We start from the raw sequence: 22,432 nt of genomic DNA on the forward strand, positions 1-22,432 counted from the left end.
TTTACAAATTTTAACTAAAAAAAAAGTAATCATGAAATTATTATTTAGTGTTTTAGCATTATTATGTTTTTCGACGGTATCATACTCACAAAGTTTAGAAGACGAAGAACTAAAATATAATGAATTACCAGCTATCGTAATGAAAACTGCTGGCAAAGATTTTTCTATATATTTACCAGATAGAAATCCCGATGAGAAAGTAAGACAAATGCAAGAAAAATTTATTGGGTACGATTTGGGTAAAGATTATGAGGGTTATAACGAGTATTTAGTTGTTATGGAAGCTGAAAATGCCTATTTAGCTGCGACTTATAATGAAAATGGGAAATTAATGAGCGTTGTAGAGAATTATACAAATGTAAAACTTCCTAGACAAGTTATTTTCTCAGTATTCAAATCATATCCTGGCTGGACAATAGTAAAAGATAAGTTTTTATATACTCAAGAAGATGGAGATATTATTAAAAAACAATACAACTTAAAAATTAAAAAAGACAAAGAGATAAAAAAACTAATCGTTCAACCTAACGGAAATATTATTGCAGGATTATAAATATTACACATCTATAAAAAAAAGAGATTATTTTTTGTAGTCTCTTTTTTTTATTTTGTAATTGTTTAAATAAAATTCATTAACTTTATAAAACCTCGAACATATCATTAACAAAATAATAATTAAGTTATGAATGCAAATTTTGAAATTATAGAAAAAGAAGCCATCGAAAACCTTCACTTTCCTGAAATAGATGTCTTAGAAGATAAAGAAGCAATTAACCAAAGAAATTCCGATTTAGAAAGAGCACTTTCGTTAGGAAATTTAGAGCATTCTAAAATTAAAATTTATTTTGAAGATGATTATTCTAAAAAAGTTGTCGAAACCACTATTTGGGGCGTAACAGACAAAAGGGTTATCCTAAAAAAAGGAGTTGTAATTCCTATAAATAGAATTTATAAATCTATTTAAAACCTATAATATATAATGTAAAGAGAGGCATCAATCATATTGATGTCTTTTTTTTAACATTTCTTTGTAACAAAAAAGTAAAAACTTACTCTAATTTTAACAATCAAAAAAAAATGAACAATGAAATTAAACATGATTAAAGGATTATTTATTTCCGCATTATTTTTCGGAAGTAATATAATCTCAGCACAACAAGTAACAAATTATAACTATCACGACGCTTTTGCACCTGGTTTTTATACAAAAAATGCTACCGAAACTCGTTCGGCAAGTGGTCAGCCAGGTTCAAAATACTGGCAAAACAGAGCCGATTATTCACTAACAGCATCGCTAAACGAAGCTAAAAACGAAATCTCAGGATCGGCAACAGTAACTTATACAAACAATAGTCCAGACAAGTTAGGGTTTCTTTGGATGCAAGTAGATCAAAACCTTTTTAAAAAAGATTCTCGAGGAAACGCTGTTATTCCTGTTAAAGGAAGCAGAAATGGAGCTAAAGGAGAAAATTTTGACGGTGGTTACAAAATAAAATCAGTAAAAGTTATTACTACATCAAACGGAAAATCGACCGAAAGTGATGCGAAATTTACTATTGTAGATACTAGAATGCAAGTAGATTTGCCACAAGAACTTAAAGCAAACGGGGCAAGTATAAAACTTAAAATAGACTATTCATTTGTTTCTCCTTTTTATGGTTCAGACAGAATGGGAGTGCTAGAAACTAAAAACGGAAAAATATATACTGTTGCACAATGGTATCCTAGAATGTGTGTGTATGATGACGTAAAAGGTTGGAATTCACTTCCATATTTAGGTGCAGGAGAATTTTATTTAGAATACGGAGATTTAGATGTAGCCATTACAGCACCAGCAAATCACATTGTAGTTTGCTCGGGAGAATTGCTAAATTCAACAGAAGTTTATACTGCAGAACAACAAAAAAGATGGGCAGCTGCAAAATTGAGCGACAAAACCGTTGCAATTCGTTCTGCCGATGAAGTTACAAATGCTAATTCTCGTCCAGCAGGAAAGCAAACCTTAACATGGAAATTTAAAATTAAAAATGCCCGTGATATGTCTTGGGCTTCATCTTCAGCATTTGTTATCGATGCTGCAAAAATTAATTTACCAAGCGGCAAAAAATCGTTAGCTATTTCTGCTTATCCAGTAGAAAGTAATGGTAATGATGCTTGGGGACGATCTACAGAATACACAAAAGCATCAATCGAAAATTATTCTAAACGTTGGTACGAATATCCTTATCCTGCTGCAACAAATGTAGCTGGAAATGAAGGCGGAATGGAGTATCCTGGAATCGTTTTTTGTAGTTGGGAATCTAAAGGATTAGATTTATGGGGCGTTACAGATCACGAATTCGGACACATTTGGTTTCCTATGATTGTAGGTTCTAACGAGCGCTTATTTGCATGGATGGACGAAGGTTTTAATACTTTTATCAATTCGTTAAGTGCCGAAGATTTTAACAAAGGTGAATACAAACAACCTGCGATGAATATGCATCAAACTGCAGGAATGCTTACAAATCCTGATACAGAACCGGTTTATTCTGCACCAGACGGACTAAAAGAAGCAAATTTAGGACTTTTAGCTTATACAAAACCAGGAGCAGGACTAACCATGTTGCGTGAGCAAATTTTAGGAAAAGAAAGATTTGACAAAGCATTCAGAACTTATGTAGCCCGTTGGGCTTTTAAACACCCAACTCCAGACGACTTTTTTAGAACTATCGAAAATGTTTCAGGAGAAGATTTAAACTGGTTTTGGAGAGGTTGGTTTATCAATAACTGGCGTCTAGATCAGTCAATTACTAAAGTGAAATATGTAAAAAATGATGCCAAACAAGGTGCTTTAATCACTATTGATAATTTAGAAAAAATGCCAATGCCTGTTATTATTGAAGTTAAAACCAAAAGTGGTGCAACTTCTAGAATAACATTACCAGTAGAAATTTGGCAACGTAACAAATCATGGACTTTCAAACACAATTCTACCGAAGAATTAGAAAGTATTACTATCGACCCTAATCACGTTTTTCCTGATACAAATTCAGCAAATAATGTTTGGACTGATGCTAAAAATGGAATTGAAAAAGGAATGAATTTAGATGCTTATTTAGGTAATTTCTCAAGTACTCAAATTCCTATTAAGATAAACGTTACTCAAGATGACGATACAATCGTTATAAATGCTGAAGGGCAACCATCTACTTCTTTAGAAAACCTTGGAAACGGTAAGTTTACATTCGAACAAGCTCAACTAACAGTACAGTATAACGAGTTAAAAACTGGATTCAAGTTAAGTATAGGCGGACAAAATTTCGAGTTTACTAAAGACAAATAATTCTTTTATTATTTATAAAAAAAAGTAGGTAATTTGATTACCTACTTTTTTGTTTTTAAATATAAGATTACATTTGTATAAAATATTATTTATGAAAATAAATCCAAAAACAGGAATCGACCAACTCATTTTTGGCATGAAACAAAAAGATGTTACAGCTATTTATGGTAATCCTGACAAGCAATACAAAGACGAAGAGAGTAATGTTATTTTTTTATATAATGATAAAAAATTGCGACTAACATTTTATGAAGATGAGAATTTGAAATTGGGTTATATGATAAGTTCAAATCCTGATTTAGAATTGTTTTCTGAACAAATAATAGGAAAACAAATCGATGAGGTTGAGAAAAATATAACAAACAAAGGCATCAAATCTCTTGAAATAGAAAATTTTGACACGGTCGATAATTATTTTAACGAAAGTAATTGGATGATTTTTCAGGTCGAATACAAAGAAGTAATTCGGTTTGAACTCGGAGCAACAATAAATGATAAGGACGAATTTGATTGGAAATTTAAAGGATAAAACCAATTTTAGGAATTAAAAAAAAGGGAACAAAATTTTATATTTTGTTCCCTTTTTTATTTGAATTTGTATCCTTTATTATTTTGTAGCAACATTTATTTTAATCAATTCTACTTCAAAAATTAAATCACTTTTTGCTGGTATAGCGCCAGGATAACCTTGTTCTCCGTATGCTAAGGTATAAGGTATGAAAAATTTATATTTAGCACCTTCTTTCATTAATTGAAGACCTTCTGTCCAACCTTTTATAACTTGATTTAAACCGAAATCTATCGGTTCTCCACGTTGAACACTACTGTCAAAAACTTTACCATTAGTAAAACTTCCAGTGTAATGTACCTTTACATTACTTTCAGGTGTAGGAGCTAAACCAGTACCTTCTTTTAAAACAATATATTTTAATCCGCTTGCGGTTGTTTGTCCGTTTGCAAATTCTTTTAATGCAATTTCATTTGCAATAGCTCTTTCTTTTTCTTCTTTTTCAGCTTGAATTTTTGCTTCGGCATCTTTAGTTGTATAATAATTTGCAAAAACTTTTGCTGCGTCAAATTTTTTGGCTTCAGCTCCACTTCTAGAAATAGTAATTTTGTTTATCACATCGTCTTGCGCAATTTTGTTTACTATATCCATTCCAGAAACAACACTACCAAAAACGGTATGTTTCCCGTCTAACCATGGTGTGTCTTTGTGTGTGATAAAAAACTGACTTCCGTTTGTTGCTGGACCAGAATTTGCCATCGATAATATTCCGCCTTTGGTGTGTTTCAAATCGGTAATTTCATCTTTAAATTTGTATCCAGGATCTCCAGAACCATTTCCTAAAGGGTCACCACCTTGAATCATGAAATCTTTGATTACTCTATGAAATTTTAATCCGTTATAAAATGGTTTTCCTTTCAAATCTGCTTTTACGATAGTATTTGTTCCTTCTGCTAATGATATAAAATTTGCAACAGTGATTGGCGTTTTTACATATTCTAATTGTACTACAATTTTCCCTTTTGAGGTATCAAATTCTGCAAATATTCCATTTGCTGTAGTTTTTGCTTCTACATTTTTTGTTCCTTTTTGAGCATAACCATTTGCGATAACTAAAAGGAATACTAATAATAAGTTTAATTTTGTTTTCATCTTTTTTTTAAATATTTATATTATTTACTTGGCATTTTTTCTAACATTTCTAATTCAAAAATCAAGTTAGTGTTTGGTGGAATTACACCATTTGCTCCTTGAGCTCCGTAGCCTAAATTAGAAGGAATAAACACAACTGCTTTATCTCCGAAGGACATTTTTTCTAGACCTTCGATAAATCCTGGAATCATACCATCTTTTTTTCCTGCTACAAATGGGAATGGTTGGTATCCGTTTTGTGCGGCTCTGTTCGCATCGAATTTTCCGAATTCGCGATTTACATTTTCGTAACTGCTGTCAAAAAGGTTTCCGTCTTCAAAATAACCAGCATAATGAAAAAAGAACGTTGTTCCTGCTGCTGGTTTTTTACCTTTACCTTTATTTACAATAGTGTACATTAATCCTGATTCTGTTTTTGTAGCTTTGGCTTTAACAGTTGCAAAATAAGCGATTTTATCAGTTATTATCTTTGCATATTTGGCATCATCTGCTTTTTTTGCAACTAGTTGGGTATCGAAATAGTCTTTAAAAACTTTTGGTGCATCAAACTTTTTGGCAGCTTCTCCTTTTCGGATAATTTCTATTTTAATGATTTCGTCATCTTGCGCTATTTTATTTACAACATCTTGACCTTCTATAATATGACCAAAAACAGTGTGACGACCATTTAAATAATTGGTTTCTTTGTGTGTAATAAAAAATTGACTTCCGTTAGTTTCTGGACCAGCATTTGCCATAGCAAGAATTCCTTCTTTGTCCATTTTTAAATCGTCACGAAACTCGTCTTTAAATTTGTAACCTGGTCCGCCAGAGCCATTTCCGTCTGGATCACCACCTTGTATCATAAAATCGGCAATTACTCTATGAAATTTTAATCCGTTATAAAAAGGTTTTCCACTAAATTTTTCGTTAACAAAAGTGTTTGTTCCTTCGGCAAGTGATACGAAATTTGCAACGGTTATTGGTGTTTTTTCGAATTCTAATTGTAGTAAAATCTTCCCTTTACCCGTTTCTATTTCGGCATAAAGACCATCTGACAACTTATCGTGTTGTGAGTTGCATGAAAATAAGAGTAATGCTGTAAGGCTTAATACTAATTTTGTTATTCTATTCATTGTTTAAAAAATATGGTTAGTTAATTTTAATTTTCAGTTGTTTTTGAAAACGGTTTAATGTCATTTAAGGTAACTGTACAAATTAGAGGTTCGTTTGTTCCTATTTTTTTGTTGTCGCCATGATAGCCAAAAGCCATGTGTGATGGAAACAAAAACGTTACTTTTTCGCCTTTTTGCATTAATTTAATTCCGTCACGTAAACCCATCATAATCGCCTGTTTGTCAACTACATATTGATGTGGTTTTAGTTCAGCTTGACTGTAAATAATGTTCCCATTTATATCTTTTACTTCATAATCATAAAAAGCAATATCACCTTTTATAGGTTTTGCAGTTTCCGTGGTATTTTTTGTATTATAATAATACCAATATCCTTTTGTTGATGCAATATAATTGACAGCAGTATCTTTTTTAATTATTTTGGCAATGATATTTTCTTCATTTTCGTTCAGTTTTTTATTTCTTTCAACCGATTGTTTCATAAACTCGCCCGATGCTTGCGAAACGGGTCTTCTTGGTTCTTGTTTTGTTGTACAACATGTAACTAAATTCATGCCAAGAAGTAAACAACCTATGATTTTTAATAATTTCATATCAATTTTATTTTTTAATTTCTTTTACAATTCTTTCAAAATTTGCAATAGTTTCTTGCAATGATTTGTCCGATTTTCCTCCCGCAGCATTGATGTGTCCGCCACCGCCAAAATAATTTCTAGAGAACTGATTTACATCAAAACTCCCTTGCGAGCGGAATGAAATTTTAACAATTCCTTCGGCAGTATTTTCGATAAAGATAGCAGTAAAATCGATTCCGTCAATAGAAAGTCCGTAATTTACAATTCCTTCCGTATCGCCTTTCTGAAAATTATAAGTATCTAATTCTTCTTGCGAAAGTGTAATATATGACGTTTTATAATCAGGCATTAACTTCATGTTTTGAAGTGCACGACCTAACAATTGTAAGCGACTGTAAGAGCTTTTGTCAAATAATTGATTGTGAATAGCACTGTTTTCGACACCTTTATCAATCAAATCGGCAACCATTCGGTGTGTTGTGCTTGTTGTTTTTGGGAAGCGAAAAGAACCAGTATCGGTTACAATTCCTGTATAAATACAAGTTGCAACGGTTTTATTGATGAATTTTTCTTGTTTTAATTGATGTATAAAATGATACACCATCTCGCAAGTAGAACCATATTTTGTATCCGAAAAAGTATATTTTGCAAAAGAATCTGGAAACTCATGATGGTCTATCATCACAAAAGTTTTGTCTAATGTTTCTAATGTAGCTTGCATCAAATCTCCAGTTCTGTGCAGCGCATTAAAATCTAAAGTAAAAATTAAGTCGGATTGGTCTAAAATTTTAGTACAGTTTTCTTTGTCTTTTTCAAAAACCAATACTTTTTCTGAAGCTGGTAACCAAGCTAAAAAATCAGGAAACTCATTAGGCGACATTACCACAACCTCATGGTTTTGTTGAACTAAAAAGTGATATAATCCTAGAGTAGATCCCATAGCATCGCCATCAGGATTTCTGTGCGGAATGATTGTTATTTTTTTTGGTGAAGCTAATAATGTTTTTATTGCTTCAATTTCAGTATCTGTCATCATGTTGCGAAAATACAGATTTTCATTTAATTTAAATACTTAAAATTATCATAATTTTAAAGTTGACAATAAAGACGATATGTGAATTAAATCTTACATTTGTGCTACTTAATTTTACAGATTAGCATAAAAAACAGCATAATGAAACTAACAAATTTTTTAAGTAATCAAGGTTATGATTTAATAGAAGGCCCAATTAGAAATCAGAAACCATTGCAATTGTGGTTGAAAAAAACTTTTAGCGAAGCCGAATTGTATTATGCTAATATTAATCATGCTTTTAAAAGTGAAGCTGTTTTAACTGAAATCGAAAATCCAGCATTAAGTATTAATTCCAATCACAAAAATGATTATGAATTTAATATTGGAATTACACTTTTAGAAGAAATTTTAGCATCACTTGGATTAGGTGCATTCGAATTATCATCAAAAATAACTTCTGGAAAATTGGTTACTATTAGCTATGACAATTCAATTACAAAAGAATATGCGGTAGGTAATCTTGAAGAATATTTATTTTCCGCCGATTTTATTCACGCCAATCCTTCTCTTCTAAAAAATGCCAACCAAAATAACATTATCCTTATTACGGGAGTCGTTTTTGCTAAAAGTTTAGTAGTGGATATTGAAACTGATTTTTCATTAAATGCCAATTTAATTACAACTTTAAATCAAATTGCTGATGGAAAATTAGATTTTTCGACTAAAAACAATAATAAATTGAAAATGGTTTCCAGCGAAAATAATTATTTTCCAATTGCCATTAAAGCCAGTAGAATTGATTTTGACAGAAGTACATTCAAAAAATTAAGTTTAATTTCGGACAGCAGAAATCTTTTTTAAGCTATTTTTTTACGATACTTTTATAATAAAGTGCTTCAGTTAAGAAATTGTTGTTACTAATGATATTATAAAAAATCAAATAAAATCAATAATTATAGCGGATCAGCAACTACGCTAAATCTCATATCAGCCTTTATGGTAACATCTTGATTTACTGTTTCTTTAGTTGTTACTTTAGTTCGTAATTTATAGCTAGATGCTTTAAGATATGCATCTAATCTTTGCGAAGTACAAGTTAAATTTATAGTATTGGCTGTCGAAACAATATTGTCTGCATAAGCCAATTCAACTTCATCATTTGCATTTGTAGAGATATAAATGTGTACCGATTTAAGAAAACTAAATGTTTTATCAGTAGGATTTGTAATAGTAAGTTTCAGTTCTTGCAATTTTACGTCTTTTACTAAATCGGCTCTGGTATTGTTATTACTAAAGTTTGATGATGAGTTTGTAGTGACATCTGGAGTTGGAATTTCTAAAGGAGAATTAACAAGAAATCCACTATTTACAGTAAAAGAAGCCTGATTAGTCACGCTAAATGTTAATAATTCATCTATTTTATTACACGAGATAAGTGATGTAATAATAATTGCTAAAAATATTTTTGTCTTCATGTTATTTCCCTTAATATAGATGTTTCACAAATGTATTAATTAGCTTCTATAAATTGTAAATTATATTTTAGAATTTAAAATTTTAAAAGTATTTTTGCGCATGCAACACAACGTACTAATTTTAGATTTCGGGTCACAATACACGCAATTGATTGCCCGCAGAGTTCGCGAATTAAATATATTCTGCGAAATTTTCCCTTTCGATAAAATCCCTACCGATTTATCTATTTATAAAGCCGTAATTCTTGGTGGAAGCCCATTTTCTGTTCGTTCAGAAGATGCTTTGCATCCAGATCTATCAGAAATTCGTGGCAAATTACCATTGTTAGCTGTTTGTTACGGTGCACAATATTTAGCCCATTTTTCTGGTGGAGAAGTAGCTGCCTCGAACACTCGCGAATATGGTCGTGCAAATTTAGCTTATATTAAGGAGAACGAAACTTTCTTTGACAACGTAAATCTAAACTCACAAGTTTGGATGTCACATAGTGATTCGATAAAAAAATTACCTACAAACGGAGTTAAATTAGCCAGTACACAAGATGTAGAAAATGCTGCTTACAAGATTGAAGGAGAAACAACCTACGCCATACAATACCATCCGGAAGTATTTCATTCGACCGATGGAAAGCAAATGTTAGAGAACTTTTTGGTGAAAATTGCCGAAGTTCCTCAAAACTTTACACCAAATGCTTTTGTTGAAGAAATGGTAGCCGAACTAAAAGAAAAACTAAAAGATGATAAAGTGGTTTTAGGACTTTCTGGTGGTGTAGATTCGACAGTAGCAGCGGTTTTATTACATAAGGCTATTGGTAAAAACCTATATTGTATTTTTGTAAATAACGGATTGTTGAGAAAAAATGAATTCCAAAGTGTTTTAGATCAATATGAAGGAATGGGACTTAATGTGAAAGGAGTAGATGCTTCTCAACGTTTTTATGATGCCTTAGCTGGGCTTGTTGATCCAGAATTAAAAAGAAAAGCTATTGGTAATGCTTTTATCGAAGTTTTTGATGATGAATCACATAAAATTGAGAATGTTACTTGGTTAGCACAAGGCACAATATATCCTGACGTAATCGAATCAGTTTCGGTAAAAGGACCATCGGCAACTATCAAATCGCATCACAATGTAGGTGGTTTGCCGGATTATATGAAATTAAAAATTGTTGAACCACTTAGAATGTTGTTTAAAGACGAAGTGCGTAGAGTAGGAGCAACGTTAGGAATTGATCCCGAATTATTAGGAAGACATCCTTTTCCTGGACCAGGATTGTCTATTCGTATTTTGGGAGATATTACTCCTGAAAAAGTTCAGATTTTGCAAGATGTTGATGCCGTTTTCATCAACGGACTTAAAGAACACGGATTGTACGACAAAGTTTGGCAAGCAGGCGCGATTTTACTTCCTGTAAATAGCGTTGGTGTTATGGGCGACGAGCGTACTTACGAAAAAGTAGTTGCTTTAAGAGCCGTAGAATCTACCGATGGTATGACTGCAGATTGGGTACATCTTCCGTATGAATTTTTGATGAAAATCTCTAACGATATTATTAATAAAGTAAAAGGTGTAAATAGAGTTGTGTATGACATAAGTTCGAAACCACCAGCAACTATCGAGTGGGAATAAATAGGCACGCGGATGTTGCGGATACTCACGGATTTTTTAAAATTTCTTCGTGTATCTCTGTGTAACCTTTGAGAATCTTGGTGATTTTTTTTATTTTTAAAATCTGTAACCCGAGCGAAGCGAATTGACGAAGTAATCTGCGGTAAAAAAAGAATTCGATAATCAAAAATGTTAAAATAAATTATGATAAGTCATTACATTAGATAACTTTGTAATGACTTATTTTTTTAAACAAATTTACCTTATGAAGTATTTAGTATTATTGTTTTTGTGTATCTCGAATTTTGTCTTTGCTCAACAAGAAAAAACCCTTACTCATAAAGTGGCAAAAGGCGAAAATATTTTTCAAATTGCAAAAACTTACAATATTACGCCTTCAGATATTTATAAAATAAACCCTGGAACCGAAAATGGGATTCAAGAAAATCAGGTTCTAATTGTACCTAATAAACCTGCTGTTTTACACGATTCGAAAAACACACACCAAGTTCAGCCCAAAGAAACATTATTTAGTATTGCCCGTTTATACAATGTTTCGGTGCAGGATTTAGATAATTCTAACACAGAAGCTTTAAAAGATGGATTACAAATTGGAGAAAGTATTGCAATTCCCAATAAAAAGAAAACATTAAATGGTCAGGCAAGAATTATAAATGCAGAAACCGTTTTTCATGTTGTGTTACCAAAAGAGACAAAATATTCTATTGCAAAAAAGTACGGAATTTCTATCGAACAACTAGAAACTCAAAATCCAGAAATTATAAACGGATTGGTTGAAGGCAATAAATTGGCTATCAATGTAAAACAAATAAAACCCAACAGCGACAACGAAGAACTCATGATTGCATTGGCTGAAAAACAAGCTGCCATCGAAAAAAATAAAGCAAAAACTACCGAAATTGAAGATTTGCAAGACAAACTAACGGTTCAGAAACAAATGAATCAGAAGGTTTTAAAAGTAAATTCATTAAAAGTAAATTTGAATGAAATAGACGAAACCAAAGGCGGCTCGGCAAAAAAACTAAAATTGGTATTGGAAGCCAATAAAAACATTCAAGAAATTTTAATTTCAAAACTAGATTCTCTTGTAGTAACAATGAGCGATGACCTTGAAACCCTGAAAAATAAAGATATTGATGATTTACAAGAATCGAAAAGTTTAGAAAAAGATTCTTATAAAAACATGGGTGAAACAAATGGAATGATTCTCGAATTGAAAAGAGATTTGGCCGATAATCGAAAAATTTATACAGGTTTAATGACTAAAGTACAGCGAATTACTTTGGCAGAAAACCACGAATACAAGAAAAAAGTAAATGAAAATCAGAAAATAAAAAATAATACTTCGGAAGATGCGGAATTACTTGAAGTAATTAAAAACATTCAAACCAAACAAGAAGCAAACGAAAAACGAAACAAACAATTATTTACAAAAATAGATTCACTTGGAGTTCAGAAAAATGTAGAGCTGAAACGTAGAATCTCTAAAGCTACTTTTTACAGCTCGGAAGCCAGAGATTATGACGACAAATTAGCGCAAGTAAAATTAAAAAGATACCAAAAGAAAGCTTTGGAAACTAATAAAGATTTAGCTTCAACTGAAAATAAACCAACCGCCGAACAAATTAAAAAAGCGCTAAATAACAAAGATTATAACGAAGAAAAAGCCGTGAAAATTGAAGTTTTAAGAAATTTAAACGAGGTAGAAGACGGTTTTTATATTATTGTAGATACTTTTACAGAAGCCGAACTAAGAGATATTTTTGCAAGAAAACTTACTGATTCTGGCGAGATAAACACAGGATTTTTCTATAATGTTAATGTTTTTTCTTATTATGTTTTTACAAAGAAATTCAAAAATGCAAACGAAGCACTTTTCGAATATAATGTAAAGAAAGAAAATTCACTTTATAAAAATATGTTTATTGTTCAAATTGAAAAAGAATAATAAAACACTCAAATTTTAGTTATAATACTATACAAACCTACATAATGAAATACCTTATATATATCGTTTGCTTTTTGTTTTTGAGCACTAATCTTGCATTAGCACAATCGACCAATTTAATAAAACACAAAGTTCAAAAAGGAGAAACAATAGCTCAAATCTCAATAAAATATAGCGTTACGCCTTCAGATATATACAAACTAAATCCTGATGCACAAAAAGGAGTTGAAGAAAACACCATTTTAATTATCCCCAATAAAGCTAAAGTAAAAGTTGAAATCCCTTCAAATTCTACCACAAAAAAGCACACTGTTTTAGCCAAAGAAACTCTGTATAGTTTGTCTAAATTGTACAATGTTTCTATTTCTGACATCGAAAAAGCAAACGTTGAAACACTAAAAGAAGGTGTTAAAATTGGTATGGTTTTAATGATTCCAGCAAAAGGAAAATCGATTCCTGTCGAAAAACCGAAGCCAAACAATCCCAAAACTGCAGTTTACCACGAAGTAAAAGCCAAAGAAACTAAATATGCAATTGCTAAACAATACGAAATTACAATCGAACAACTGGAAAAACTAAATCCTGAAATTGTAAATATCGAATTACCAATAGGTTTTAAATTATTAATAAATGGTGAAAAAATAAATGTTGCCCCAAAACCAATAATTGTTAATGTACCAACACCAAAGCCTTCAGAGAGTTTGTATGTTATAAAAGCCAAAGAAACTTTATACAGTATTTCGAATCAATTTGAAGTAACTCAGGAAGAATTATTAGCATTAAATCCAGAATTGAAAGATGGAGTTATAGAAGGAATGAGTATCAAAGTTCCTATGAAATCATCGGTTTTGGCAATGAAAAAAGAATACAAAGATTTGACGAAAAGCATTCAAAAAGGAACGAACAAAAAGTTAGCATTACTACTTCCTTTCAATCTGACTAAATTAGACCAAGATACAATCAACTCAACCAAAGCGCGTCTTAAAAAAGATAAATTTCTGAATATGACACTCGATTTTTATGCGGGTGCTTTGGTAGCCATCGATTCTGTTCGAAAAATGGGTTTGAATGTCGATGTGACTATTTTAGATTCTAACGAAACCAAATCGACATCTAATGTAACGAGTTTAGTTCAAGAAAATAACTTAAAAATTTTTGATGCAATTATAGGTCCATTTTACCAAAATAATGTCGAAAAAACAGCCAGTTTATTAAGTGCTAGTAATGTTCCAGTTTTTTCGCCATTGTCTAAAGATTATGATAAGAAATTTCCAAATTTAGTGCAAGCAACACCATCTGTTGATGATATAAAAAATGCTATATTCGATTTTATGAGAGCAAAAAATGGCAACATGATTGCTATTGTAGATCCTAAAAAAGCATCGGTAAAACAGTATATTTCAGAAAATCATAAAGACGTTCTTTTTGCACAATTTACCGAAAAAGGAAGTTTAGATATCGAAAATTTGAAATCAATGTTGGTCAAAGACAAAACAAATTTTGTCATCATGGAAACCGAAAAAACAAATCTTATTTTGAGTATAACCAATACTTTAGCGAGCTTATTACCCAATTATGACATCAAATTAGTGATTTTAGGAGAAAACGACGCTTTAGATTATGAAGAAATTGCGATGACTCGACTTACGAAATTAAAAATGCATTATCCTTCGCTTACTCGTGTTAACGAATCGGACGAAGCAAATATTTTCGAGAATAGTTTTAAAAGAAAAAATAAAATAGTACCCAATCAGTTTGCTACGCGTGGTTTCGATGTGACTTTTGATGTTTTATTGCGTTTGACTCAAGAAAAAAATATTACTGAAACACTAAATGAAACTGCCACCGAACAAGTTGAAAACAGGTTTTATTACAAACAAAATCCCGACGGAGGATATACAAACAAAGGCGTTTATATCTTATATTATGATACAGATTTAACCATAAAAGAAGCAAAATAATGACATCAAAAATAACATATTTAGGCGATTTAAGAACTTCATCTATTCACTTACAATCAGGAACCGAAATCCTTTCGGACGCACCAATAGACAATAACGGGAAAGGCGAAGCATTCTCGCCAACCGATTTAGTTGCAAATGCTACAGGAAGTTGTATGATGACTATAATGGCAATAAAAGCAAGAGATTTGAACGTAGATTTAATAGGAACTACTATCGAAGTAACTAAAATTATGCAAGCCGAACCAAGAAAAATTTCCAGAATAGAAATTATCATGAATATGTCGATTGCTGCTGACGAGAAAACAAAAACTATTCTTGAGAGAACAGCAATGAATTGTCCAGTTTTGTTAAGCCTTAATCCAGATATTGAAAAAGATATTACTATAAATTGGCAGTAGTTTTTTGTGAACTTTGTAACTAAATAAAACTTTGTGAACTTCGTGAAAAACTTTGTGTTCTTCGTGGTTAAATAAAAATACTTGGATCAAAATCAAAAACAACTCATCAAATTAGCGCATACAAAAATGCCTTTCGGCAAATACGAAGGCTATTTTCTTATAGATATTCCAGAATATTATATTGTTTGGTATAGTAACAAAGGATTTCCCAAAGGAGAATTAGGAGAACAACTCAAACTAATATATGAGCTCAAACTAAACGGACTCGAAGAATTAATTAGAAACATAAAAAAGAAATACCCAAAACCATAAAAAAAATCCTGTCTTATTTTTAGACAGGATTTTTATATTTAGAAAAACAAGAATTACTTGATAAAATCGAATTTATCTACGAACAAATTTCCAACTAAAGGAACTGGTTTTTCTTCTTCATTTACAGCATTTACAATACCAATTATCCAAAGAATAAGTAATCCGAAGCTTAAAATAGTTAACCCTAAATCTAAAGAAGGAACTATATAAGACAAGATTTCACTCAGAAACCCTAAAATTCCCAATCCTAAAGATTGTTTCAAATGAAATTTTGCTAATGATGATTTTTCTGTTTCATTATTGTAAACTAGAAAAGCAATTATCCAACCTATAATGGTAATGTAGCTAATAATTGAAATTGTTTTTTTACTCATAATATCTGTTTTTTGGTTTGTTAGTTACTCAAATATAAAAAAATATATTTATGATTTGTAATTTAATACCAAAAAAAGCATCAAAATTTAACGGTTAATTGTCAATTATCCATTATTAATTATCAATTAATAATTGTACTTTTGCCACGTTTTTTACACAACTACAACAACACAACACAATGAATCAAACGAAATATATTTTTGTTACAGGCGGAGTTACTTCTTCATTAGGAAAAGGAATTATTGCCGCTTCTTTAGCGAAATTATTACAGGCAAGAGGTTACAGAACGACAATCCAAAAATTTGACCCTTATATAAATGTCGATCCGGGAACACTAAACCCTTATGAACATGGCGAATGTTATGTTACTAATGATGGTGCTGAAACTGATTTAGATTTAGGTCACTATGAGCGTTTTTTGAATGTACCAACATCTCAAGCAAACAACGTAACCACAGGAAGGATTTACCTTTCGGTGATTGAAAAAGAACGTCGTGGAGAATTTTTGGGAAAAACTGTTCAGGTTGTACCTCATATTACCAATGAGATTAAGGAACGTATGCAATTGCTTGGAAAATCAGGCGATTACGATATTGTAATTACCGAAATTGGAGGAACAGTAGGAGATATCGAATCATTACCATATATCGAATCGGTGCGTCAATTAGTTTGGGAATTAGGTGAAAATAATGGAATTGTAATTCATCTAACTTTAGTCCCATATTTGGCAGCAGCAGGAGAATTAAAAACAAAACCAACACAACATTCTGTAAAAACATTGATGGAAAGCGGTATAAAAGCTGACATCTTAGTTTGCAGAACCGAATATGAACTATCGGAAGATTTGCGTCACAAACTAGCTTTATTTTGTAATGTAAAAAGAGAAGCAGTAATTCAATCTATCGATGCTTCAACCATATATGATGTCCCGAATTTGATGCTTGAAGAAGGATTGGATAAAGTAGCATTGAAAAAATTAGATTTGCCAGAAAAATCGACTCCAGATTTAAAACTATGGAATGAGTTTTTGCAAAAGCACAAAAATCCGAAACATGAAGTAAACATTGGTTTGGTTGGTAAATATGTTGAGTTGCAAGATTCTTATAAGTCAATTCTTGAAGCATTTATTCATGCAGGAGCCACAAACGAGACGAAAGTAAATGTAATTTCTATCCATTCAGAATATTTAGATGCCAAAACGGCAGAAAATCAACTAAAAGGATTAGATGGCATACTAGTTGCACCAGGATTTGGCGGTCGCGGAATAGAAGGGAAAATAGAAACCGTTCGTTATGCAAGAGAAAATAATATTCCGTTTTTAGGAATTTGTTTAGGAATGCAAATGGCAGTTATAGAATATTCTCGAAATGTTTTGGGTTACGCCGATGCAAATTCGACCGAAATGAATGAAAATACTTCACATCCAGTTATAAACCTGATGGAAGAACAAAAAACAATAACTGACAAAGGCGGAACCATGCGTTTGGGTGCTTGGAAATGTCATTTAACGGAAAATACGTTGGCACATAAAATATACGGAAAATCGGATATTTTAGAACGTCATCGTCATCGTTATGAGTTTAATGGTGAGTATTTAGAAGTATTACAAAAAGCAGGATTAGTCACTTCTGGAATAAATCCGGAAACTGGTTTGGTTGAGGTTATAGAATTGGAAAATCATCCGTTTTTTATAGGTGTTCAGTACCACCCAGAATACAAAAGTACGGTGTTGGCTCCGCATCCATTATTTGTTAGTTTTGTGGCGGCGGCAGTAAAACATAAAAATTAATTAAGAGTATTTATTTTGGTAACAAAATAAAAATATATAGACTAATATAAGCTTACCGCTTGAAGCCTAATGCTTGAAGCAAAAAATAAAAGATGGAAAAGAAGAAATTAGACCTTAATTCGATTATTGGATTTGTATTAATTTTTGGTATCATGATGTGGATTATGTACCAAAACAAACCTACACAAGCAGAAATTGATAAAAAAGCCAAACAAGAACTTGTAGAAAAATCTAAAAGTCAAGAGCCAAAAGTTTCGGAAACAGTTGCGCCAGTAGCTATTACTGATTCAGTTCAAGTAGCAAAAATGAAAACAACTTTGGGTAGTTTTGCTTATTCAGCTACATTGCCTTCTGCGAAAACAGCATTTACAACTATCGAAAATGAGTTGATAATTCTTAAAATTGCTAATAAAGGTGGTTATATTGCCGAAGCAACTTTAAAAAATTTCAAACAAATTTCTAAAGATTCAGGGAAATTAGTACAGCTTATTAAAGACAATAATGCAGGTTTGAACATTGTATTGCAAACAAAAGACAACAGGGTTTTAAATACTAAAGATATGTTTTTTGAGCCAACACTTACAAAAGTAGGCGCAAACCAAATACTATCGATGAAACTAAAAGCAGGTGAAAACCAATTTTTAGAATACAAATATGTTTTGAAACCTAATGATTGTATGTTAGATTTTGATGTGCATTCGCAAGGATTATCATCGCTTCTAAACACAACAAAACCAGCTGATTTAGTATGGAACTTAAAAAGTTATCGTAACGAAAAAAGTATTTCATACGAAAACCGTTATACCGAACTTATCTATGAACACGAAGAAGGTAAAGATGATTATTTGAACCAATCTGATGATGAAGAAGAAGCAAAAGAAGTTACTTATGTAGCATTCAAACAGCATTTTTTTACTTCAATTTTATTGACAAAAACACCTTTCAAAACATCGAAATTAGTTTCTTCAAATTTAGTTAAAGACGAAAAGCAAGATACCATTTTTACTAAAAGTTATAGCGCAACATTACCATTAGCATTTAATAATGGAGAAGTAAATTATAAAATGAACTGGTATTATGGTCCTTCGGATTATAAAATTCTGAATGCTTATGATAGAAATCTTGACGAAATTGTTTCGCTTGGTTGGGGAATTTTTGGTTGGATAAATAAGTTTATTTTCATGCCATTATTTGGTTTGTTAGGCTCATTAATTCCTTATGGTATTGCCATTATTGTATTTACCATTTTAATAAAATTGGCGATGTCGCCTATTACTTACAAATCATTCTTGTCGCAAGCAAAAATGAAAGTATTGCGTCCAGAAATCACTGAGTTGAATGAGAAATTTGGGAAAGACCCAATGAAAAAGCAACAAGAAACAATGAAATTGTATAATAAAGCAGGCGTAAACCCAATGGCGGGTTGTATTCCGGCACTTATTCAGCTTCCGTTTATGATGGCTTCGTTTCAGTTTTTTCCAGCTGCAATCGAGTTAAGACAAAAAGGATTTCTTTGGGCAGACGATTTATCATCTTATGATTCGATAATGAAATTGCCATTTAATATTCCATTTTACGGAGATCACGTGAGTTTGTTTCCAATATTAGCTTCTATTGCCATTTTCTTTTATACAAAAATGACAATGGGAGATCAAGCAATGTCTGCTCCGCAACAAGAAGGAATGCCAGATATGACAAAAATCATGAAAATGATGTTGTACGTTTCGCCAATTATGATGTTGTTTATCTTTAATACTTACGGTTCAGGGTTAAGTTTGTATAACTTTATTTCAAATTTAATTACCATAGGAATTATGCTCGTTATTAAAAATTATATTGTTGATGATGCAAAAATTCATGCTCAAATACAAGAAAACAAATTGAAAGAGCCTAAAAAACAAGGTAAGTTTCAGAAAAAATTACAAGAGGTAATGGAACAAGCTGAAGCACAAAAAGCAAAAGACAAAAAGAAATAAAAATTAAAATCATTCGTTACGGCGAATGATTTTTTTTATAAATTAGAATCGGTATTGTTTTTGATGTGGTTTTATGAAATAAATTTCCAATTCAATAATAAAAAACAACATTTAGAGTTAATACAGAACAGTCAATTTTTAAAATTATGATGTCTCAAACAATCAAAAAATATTTAGTTTTTATAATATTGGTAAATTTCTCATTTGGTTATTCCCAAATTGCAAAAGTAGAAACACCAAAAGCAGAACCTATAAAACCACAAGTTTCACCTAATAGTTTCGACGAAAACGGCTTGCGTCAAGGATTATGGAATGGTTTTTATGATGATTCGAAAATACTACGATACGAAGGTAACTTTAGTCATGGGAAAGAAATGGGATTGTTTACTTATTATGCCAATAGCGACAAGAAGTTAGTCATGGCAACACGTAATTTTGACGCTAAAAACAACGCTTATACCATTTTTTTTGATGAAAATAAAAACAAAGTAAGCGAAGGAAATATGTACAATAAACTTCGTACAGGCGTTTGGAAATATTACCATAAAGGTCAGAAAACAGTTATGACGACTGAAAATTATATAAATGATAAATTAGAAGGATCTAGAAAAGTTTTTTATACAGATGGAAAACTAGCAGAAGAAATTTTATATAAAAACAACCTTAAAGAAGGAATCTCTAAAAAATATTCTAAGGAAGGAAAGTTAGTCGAAGAATCTGTTTTTGCAAAAGATGTTATGCAAGGACCATACAAAGTTTATGACGAATCTGGAAAAGTAGTAATTTCTGGTCAGTTTAAACAAGACAAGAAAAATGGTATTTGGAAATATTATAACAAAGGAAAACTAGTTCGCCAGATGAATGCTGATACTATAAACGGTTACAAAAAACCAAGTTTGAAAGGATTGAAAGAAAAGAAATAGTTTTTTGAATCTTCTATTTTAATTATAAAAAAAAAACGCTTTGAGAAATCAAAGCGTTTTTTTAGTATTATTTAGTTATTGTTTGTTTTCTATCTGGACCAACAGAAATTATTTTTATTGGAACTTCGACTTCTTTTTCAATAAAATCAATATAGTCTTTAAGTTCTTTAGGTAATTCATCATAAGTACTCATTCCTGTCAAATCGGCTTTCCAACCTTTAAACTCGGTATAAACAGGCTCTATATTTTCAGGTTCGATGTTATATGGTAAATGCGAAATGTTTTGTCCTTTATAATTGTATGAAGTACATATTTTCAATGTTTCAAAACCAGAAAGAACGTCACCTTTCATCATCATTAGTTGGGTTACACCGTTTATTTGTACTGCATATTTAAGTGCAACCAAATCTAACCAACCACAACGACGCTGACGACCAGTAACCGAACCAAATTCGTTTCCTACTTTTGCCATTGTTGTTCCTGCTTCTTCAAAATCTTCAGTAGGGAATGGTCCACTTCCTACACGAGTTGTGTACGCTTTAAAAATTCCGTACACTTCTTTGATTTTATTGGGTGCAATTCCTAAACCAGTACAAGCTCCAGCAGCTGTTGTGTTTGATGATGTTACGAACGGATACGTACCAAAATCGACATCTAACAACGAACCTTGTGCGCCTTCGCAAAGGATAGATTTTCCTGCTTTTTGCGCTTGATGTAAATATTCTTCAGAATCGATAAAATCTAATTTTTTTAAATCTTCGATAGCTTCAAAGAATTCTTTTTCTAATTCAGCCAAATTATACTGAATTGAAACATCATAAAACTTGATCATTTCCTCGTGTTTGTTAGCCAAAGCACGGTATTTTTCTTTAAAGTCTACTAGTTCGATATCGCCAACACGAATTCCGTTACGACCAGTTTTGTCCATATAAGTTGGTCCAATTCCTTTTAAGGTAGAACCAATTTTAGCTTTCCCTTTCGATGCTTCTGATGCTGCGTCAAGTAATCTATGTGTTGGAAGAATTAAATGCGCTTTTCTAGAAATGATTAACTTTGATTTTAAATCTAAATTAAATTTTGCCAATCCATCTACTTCAGTTTTAAAAACTACTGGATCAATTACGACTCCGTTTCCAATAATATTGATATTGTTTTTGTGAAAAATTCCAGAAGGAATCGTTCTTAGAACGTGTTTTATTCCGTCGAATTCTAATGTGTGTCCAGCGTTTGGACCTCCTTGAAAACGAGCAATAATGTCGTATTTTGAGGTTAATACATCGACAATTTTTCCTTTGCCTTCATCGCCCCATTGTAATCCTAGTAATAAATCTACTGTCATTGTGTTGTTGTTTAATTCCGCTGCGCTCCATTCAGTTCGGCTTCGCCTCGGGTGTGTTGTAGTTAGTTATGTGTAGTTATTTTTTTCTATTTGCGTAAAAGTATAAAGAATGGTTTTGAATTTCGATGTTAAAAATTTCTTCCATTGTTTTTTTGATGGTTTGAATTCTTGGATCACAAAATTCGATAACTTCTCCATTATCTAACATGATAATATGATCATGCTGTTTGTCGAAATATGATTTTTCGTAATGTGCTTGATTTTGTCCAAACTGATGCTTGCGAACTAGTGCGCAGTCTAACAGTAATTCGATAGTATTATATAGTGTAGCACGAGAAACACGATAGTTTTTATTTTTCATTTTGATATACAAATGTTCTATATCAAAATGGTCTTCGCTATCATATATTTCTTGAAGAATGGCGTAGCGTTCAGGCGTTTTTCGATGTCCTTTATTTTCAAGATACATTGTAAAAACATTTTTTACAATTTCCTGATTGGTAGTATTATCTGTAGCTATAAGTGTCATATCTGGCAAAGGTAATCAAAAAGTCTTAAAGTCGAAAGTCATAAAGTCGAAAGTGAAAATAAGATGTTTTTTTGATTTTAAAAT

21 protein-coding genes are annotated in these 22,432 nt (G+C 31.6%); 13 read left to right on the plus strand and 8 right to left on the minus strand.

Annotated features, from left to right (window positions below; all coding sequences use genetic code 11):
• Nucleotides 1-31: 31 nt before the first annotated feature.
• The 4 genes from BM053_RS03670 to BM053_RS03685 all read left to right on the plus strand — a co-directional run bounded on the left by BM053_RS03670 (nt 32) and on the right by BM053_RS03685 (nt 3,854).
• Nucleotides 32-553, plus strand: a complete 522-nt coding sequence (locus tag BM053_RS03670) for a hypothetical protein (protein WP_091474749.1) — start codon at nt 32-34, stop codon at nt 551-553.
• Between the two features lie 129 nt (nt 554-682).
• Nucleotides 683-964 carry a hypothetical protein gene (locus BM053_RS03675; protein WP_091474133.1) on the plus strand — a complete coding sequence of 94 codons (282 nt, stop codon included), beginning with the start codon at nt 683-685 and terminating at the stop codon, nt 962-964.
• Nucleotides 965-1,084: 120 nt separating this feature from the next.
• Nucleotides 1,085-3,325 (plus strand): M1 family metallopeptidase, encoded by a 2,241-nt coding sequence (locus BM053_RS03680; RefSeq protein WP_091474135.1) that lies wholly within the window; start codon nt 1,085-1,087, stop codon nt 3,323-3,325.
• Between the two features lie 91 nt (nt 3,326-3,416).
• A complete protein-coding gene (locus BM053_RS03685; RefSeq protein ID WP_091474137.1) occupies nt 3,417-3,854 on the plus strand; it encodes a hypothetical protein in 438 nt (145 codons plus the stop codon).
• A gap of 78 nt (nt 3,855-3,932) precedes the next feature.
• On the opposite strand, the gene BM053_RS03690 is transcribed toward BM053_RS03685, so the two are convergent.
• Genes BM053_RS03690 through BM053_RS03705 form a run of 4 tightly spaced genes read right to left on the minus strand, consistent with a single transcriptional unit; the run spans nt 3,933 to nt 7,711 of the window.
• Nucleotides 3,933-4,985, minus strand: coding sequence for a BamJ family beta-barrel-assembly machinery protein (locus BM053_RS03690; protein WP_091474139.1), 1,053 nt, complete (start codon nt 4,983-4,985; stop codon nt 3,933-3,935).
• Between the two features lie 20 nt (nt 4,986-5,005).
• Complete coding sequence (locus tag BM053_RS03695) at nt 5,006-6,100, minus strand: peptidylprolyl isomerase (protein WP_091474141.1); 1,095 nt, start codon at nt 6,098-6,100, stop codon at nt 5,006-5,008.
• 26 nt (nt 6,101-6,126) lie between these two features.
• Nucleotides 6,127-6,693 carry a gliding motility-associated peptidyl-prolyl isomerase GldI gene (gldI, locus tag BM053_RS03700; protein ID WP_091474143.1) on the minus strand — a complete coding sequence of 189 codons (567 nt, stop codon included), beginning with the start codon at nt 6,691-6,693 and terminating at the stop codon, nt 6,127-6,129.
• A 7-nt stretch (nt 6,694-6,700) separates the two neighbouring features.
• A complete protein-coding gene (locus BM053_RS03705) occupies nt 6,701-7,711 on the minus strand; it encodes a DHH family phosphoesterase (protein ID WP_091474145.1) in 1,011 nt (336 codons plus the stop codon).
• Nucleotides 7,712-7,849: 138 nt separating this feature from the next.
• Here BM053_RS03705 and BM053_RS03710 point away from each other — a divergent pair, with 138 nt between their 5' ends.
• Nucleotides 7,850-8,551 carry a gasdermin gene (locus tag BM053_RS03710; RefSeq protein ID WP_091474147.1) on the plus strand — a complete coding sequence of 234 codons (702 nt, stop codon included), beginning with the start codon at nt 7,850-7,852 and terminating at the stop codon, nt 8,549-8,551.
• A 92-nt stretch (nt 8,552-8,643) separates the two neighbouring features.
• Here the strand turns inward: BM053_RS03710 and BM053_RS03715 are convergent, their stop codons facing one another.
• Nucleotides 8,644-9,165 (minus strand): hypothetical protein, encoded by a 522-nt coding sequence (locus BM053_RS03715; RefSeq protein WP_091474149.1) that lies wholly within the window; start codon nt 9,163-9,165, stop codon nt 8,644-8,646.
• Nucleotides 9,166-9,265: 100 nt separating this feature from the next.
• On the opposite strand from BM053_RS03715, the gene guaA reads away from it, so the two are divergent.
• The 5 genes from guaA to BM053_RS03740 all read left to right on the plus strand — a co-directional run bounded on the left by guaA (nt 9,266) and on the right by BM053_RS03740 (nt 15,417).
• The gene (guaA, locus tag BM053_RS03720; RefSeq protein ID WP_091474151.1) at nt 9,266-10,795 is read left to right on the plus strand and encodes a glutamine-hydrolyzing GMP synthase; all 1,530 of its coding nucleotides are present in this window, start codon (nt 9,266-9,268) and stop codon (nt 10,793-10,795) included.
• A gap of 244 nt (nt 10,796-11,039) precedes the next feature.
• Nucleotides 11,040-12,743 carry a LysM peptidoglycan-binding domain-containing protein gene (locus BM053_RS03725; RefSeq protein ID WP_091474153.1) on the plus strand — a complete coding sequence of 568 codons (1,704 nt, stop codon included), beginning with the start codon at nt 11,040-11,042 and terminating at the stop codon, nt 12,741-12,743.
• A 44-nt stretch (nt 12,744-12,787) separates the two neighbouring features.
• Complete coding sequence (locus tag BM053_RS03730) at nt 12,788-14,704, plus strand: PBP1 and LysM peptidoglycan-binding domain-containing protein (protein ID WP_091474155.1); 1,917 nt, start codon at nt 12,788-12,790, stop codon at nt 14,702-14,704.
• Nucleotides 14,704-15,105, plus strand: a complete 402-nt coding sequence (locus tag BM053_RS03735; RefSeq protein WP_091474180.1) for an OsmC family protein — start codon at nt 14,704-14,706, stop codon at nt 15,103-15,105. The genes BM053_RS03730 and BM053_RS03735 overlap by 1 nt, the downstream gene beginning before the upstream one ends.
• Before the next feature lie 81 nt (nt 15,106-15,186).
• Nucleotides 15,187-15,417: a DUF3820 family protein gene (locus BM053_RS03740; RefSeq protein ID WP_011964002.1), complete on the plus strand. Its 231-nt coding sequence runs from the start codon at nt 15,187-15,189 to the stop codon at nt 15,415-15,417.
• A gap of 53 nt (nt 15,418-15,470) precedes the next feature.
• Here the strand turns inward: BM053_RS03740 and BM053_RS03745 are convergent, their stop codons facing one another.
• Nucleotides 15,471-15,791 carry a magnetosome magnetite crystal formation protein family gene (locus tag BM053_RS03745; RefSeq protein ID WP_091474181.1) on the minus strand — a complete coding sequence of 107 codons (321 nt, stop codon included), beginning with the start codon at nt 15,789-15,791 and terminating at the stop codon, nt 15,471-15,473.
• 179 nt (nt 15,792-15,970) lie between these two features.
• Here BM053_RS03745 and BM053_RS03750 point away from each other — a divergent pair, with 179 nt between their 5' ends.
• From BM053_RS03750 to BM053_RS03760, 3 genes are all read left to right on the plus strand, one after another.
• On the plus strand, nt 15,971-17,581 hold the full coding sequence (locus tag BM053_RS03750) for a CTP synthase (protein WP_091474183.1): 1,611 nt from the start codon (nt 15,971-15,973) through the stop codon (nt 17,579-17,581).
• A gap of 92 nt (nt 17,582-17,673) precedes the next feature.
• On the plus strand, nt 17,674-19,557 hold the full coding sequence (yidC, locus tag BM053_RS03755) for a membrane protein insertase YidC (RefSeq protein ID WP_091474186.1): 1,884 nt from the start codon (nt 17,674-17,676) through the stop codon (nt 19,555-19,557).
• A gap of 149 nt (nt 19,558-19,706) precedes the next feature.
• Nucleotides 19,707-20,480 carry a toxin-antitoxin system YwqK family antitoxin gene (locus BM053_RS03760; RefSeq protein ID WP_244148502.1) on the plus strand — a complete coding sequence of 258 codons (774 nt, stop codon included), beginning with the start codon at nt 19,707-19,709 and terminating at the stop codon, nt 20,478-20,480.
• Nucleotides 20,481-20,547: 67 nt separating this feature from the next.
• Here BM053_RS03760 and BM053_RS03765 read toward each other — a convergent pair whose 3' ends face one another.
• Nucleotides 20,548-21,819: an adenylosuccinate synthase gene (locus tag BM053_RS03765; RefSeq protein ID WP_091474191.1), complete on the minus strand. Its 1,272-nt coding sequence runs from the start codon at nt 21,817-21,819 to the stop codon at nt 20,548-20,550.
• A 76-nt stretch (nt 21,820-21,895) separates the two neighbouring features.
• Nucleotides 21,896-22,348 (minus strand): Fur family transcriptional regulator, encoded by a 453-nt coding sequence (locus BM053_RS03770; protein ID WP_091474193.1) that lies wholly within the window; start codon nt 22,346-22,348, stop codon nt 21,896-21,898.
• Nucleotides 22,349-22,432: the final 84 nt, after the last annotated feature.

Origin of the sequence: Flavobacterium swingsii (assembly GCF_900111965.1) — a bacterium.
Lineage (GTDB): Bacteria > Bacteroidota > Bacteroidia > Flavobacteriales > Flavobacteriaceae > Flavobacterium > Flavobacterium swingsii.

Excerpts from the sequence above, each read along its gene's own strand:
- BM053_RS03670 (WP_091474749.1), top strand. The coding sequence starts at position 32 with ATGAAATTATTATTTAGTGTTTTAGCATTATTATGTTTTTCGACGGTA.
- BM053_RS03675 (WP_091474133.1), top strand. The coding sequence starts at position 683 with ATGAATGCAAATTTTGAAATTATAGAAAAAGAAGCCATCGAAAACCTT.
- BM053_RS03680 (WP_091474135.1), top strand. The coding sequence starts at position 1,085 with ATGAAATTAAACATGATTAAAGGATTATTTATTTCCGCATTATTTTTC.
- BM053_RS03685 (WP_091474137.1), top strand. The coding sequence starts at position 3,417 with ATGAAAATAAATCCAAAAACAGGAATCGACCAACTCATTTTTGGCATG.
- BM053_RS03690 (WP_091474139.1), bottom strand. The coding sequence starts at position 4,985 with ATGAAAACAAAATTAAACTTATTATTAGTATTCCTTTTAGTTATCGCA.
- BM053_RS03695 (WP_091474141.1), bottom strand. The coding sequence starts at position 6,100 with ATGAATAGAATAACAAAATTAGTATTAAGCCTTACAGCATTACTCTTA.
- gldI (WP_091474143.1), bottom strand. The coding sequence starts at position 6,693 with ATGAAATTATTAAAAATCATAGGTTGTTTACTTCTTGGCATGAATTTA.
- BM053_RS03705 (WP_091474145.1), bottom strand. The coding sequence starts at position 7,711 with ATGATGACAGATACTGAAATTGAAGCAATAAAAACATTATTAGCTTCA.
- BM053_RS03710 (WP_091474147.1), top strand. The coding sequence starts at position 7,850 with ATGAAACTAACAAATTTTTTAAGTAATCAAGGTTATGATTTAATAGAA.
- BM053_RS03715 (WP_091474149.1), bottom strand. The coding sequence starts at position 9,165 with ATGAAGACAAAAATATTTTTAGCAATTATTATTACATCACTTATCTCG.
- guaA (WP_091474151.1), top strand. The coding sequence starts at position 9,266 with ATGCAACACAACGTACTAATTTTAGATTTCGGGTCACAATACACGCAA.
- BM053_RS03725 (WP_091474153.1), top strand. The coding sequence starts at position 11,040 with ATGAAGTATTTAGTATTATTGTTTTTGTGTATCTCGAATTTTGTCTTT.
- BM053_RS03730 (WP_091474155.1), top strand. The coding sequence starts at position 12,788 with ATGAAATACCTTATATATATCGTTTGCTTTTTGTTTTTGAGCACTAAT.
- BM053_RS03735 (WP_091474180.1), top strand. The coding sequence starts at position 14,704 with ATGACATCAAAAATAACATATTTAGGCGATTTAAGAACTTCATCTATT.
- BM053_RS03745 (WP_091474181.1), bottom strand. The coding sequence starts at position 15,791 with ATGAGTAAAAAAACAATTTCAATTATTAGCTACATTACCATTATAGGT.
- BM053_RS03750 (WP_091474183.1), top strand. The coding sequence starts at position 15,971 with ATGAATCAAACGAAATATATTTTTGTTACAGGCGGAGTTACTTCTTCA.
- yidC (WP_091474186.1), top strand. The coding sequence starts at position 17,674 with ATGGAAAAGAAGAAATTAGACCTTAATTCGATTATTGGATTTGTATTA.
- BM053_RS03760 (WP_244148502.1), top strand. The coding sequence starts at position 19,707 with ATGTCTCAAACAATCAAAAAATATTTAGTTTTTATAATATTGGTAAAT.
- BM053_RS03765 (WP_091474191.1), bottom strand. The coding sequence starts at position 21,819 with ATGACAGTAGATTTATTACTAGGATTACAATGGGGCGATGAAGGCAAA.
- BM053_RS03770 (WP_091474193.1), bottom strand. The coding sequence starts at position 22,348 with ATGACACTTATAGCTACAGATAATACTACCAATCAGGAAATTGTAAAA.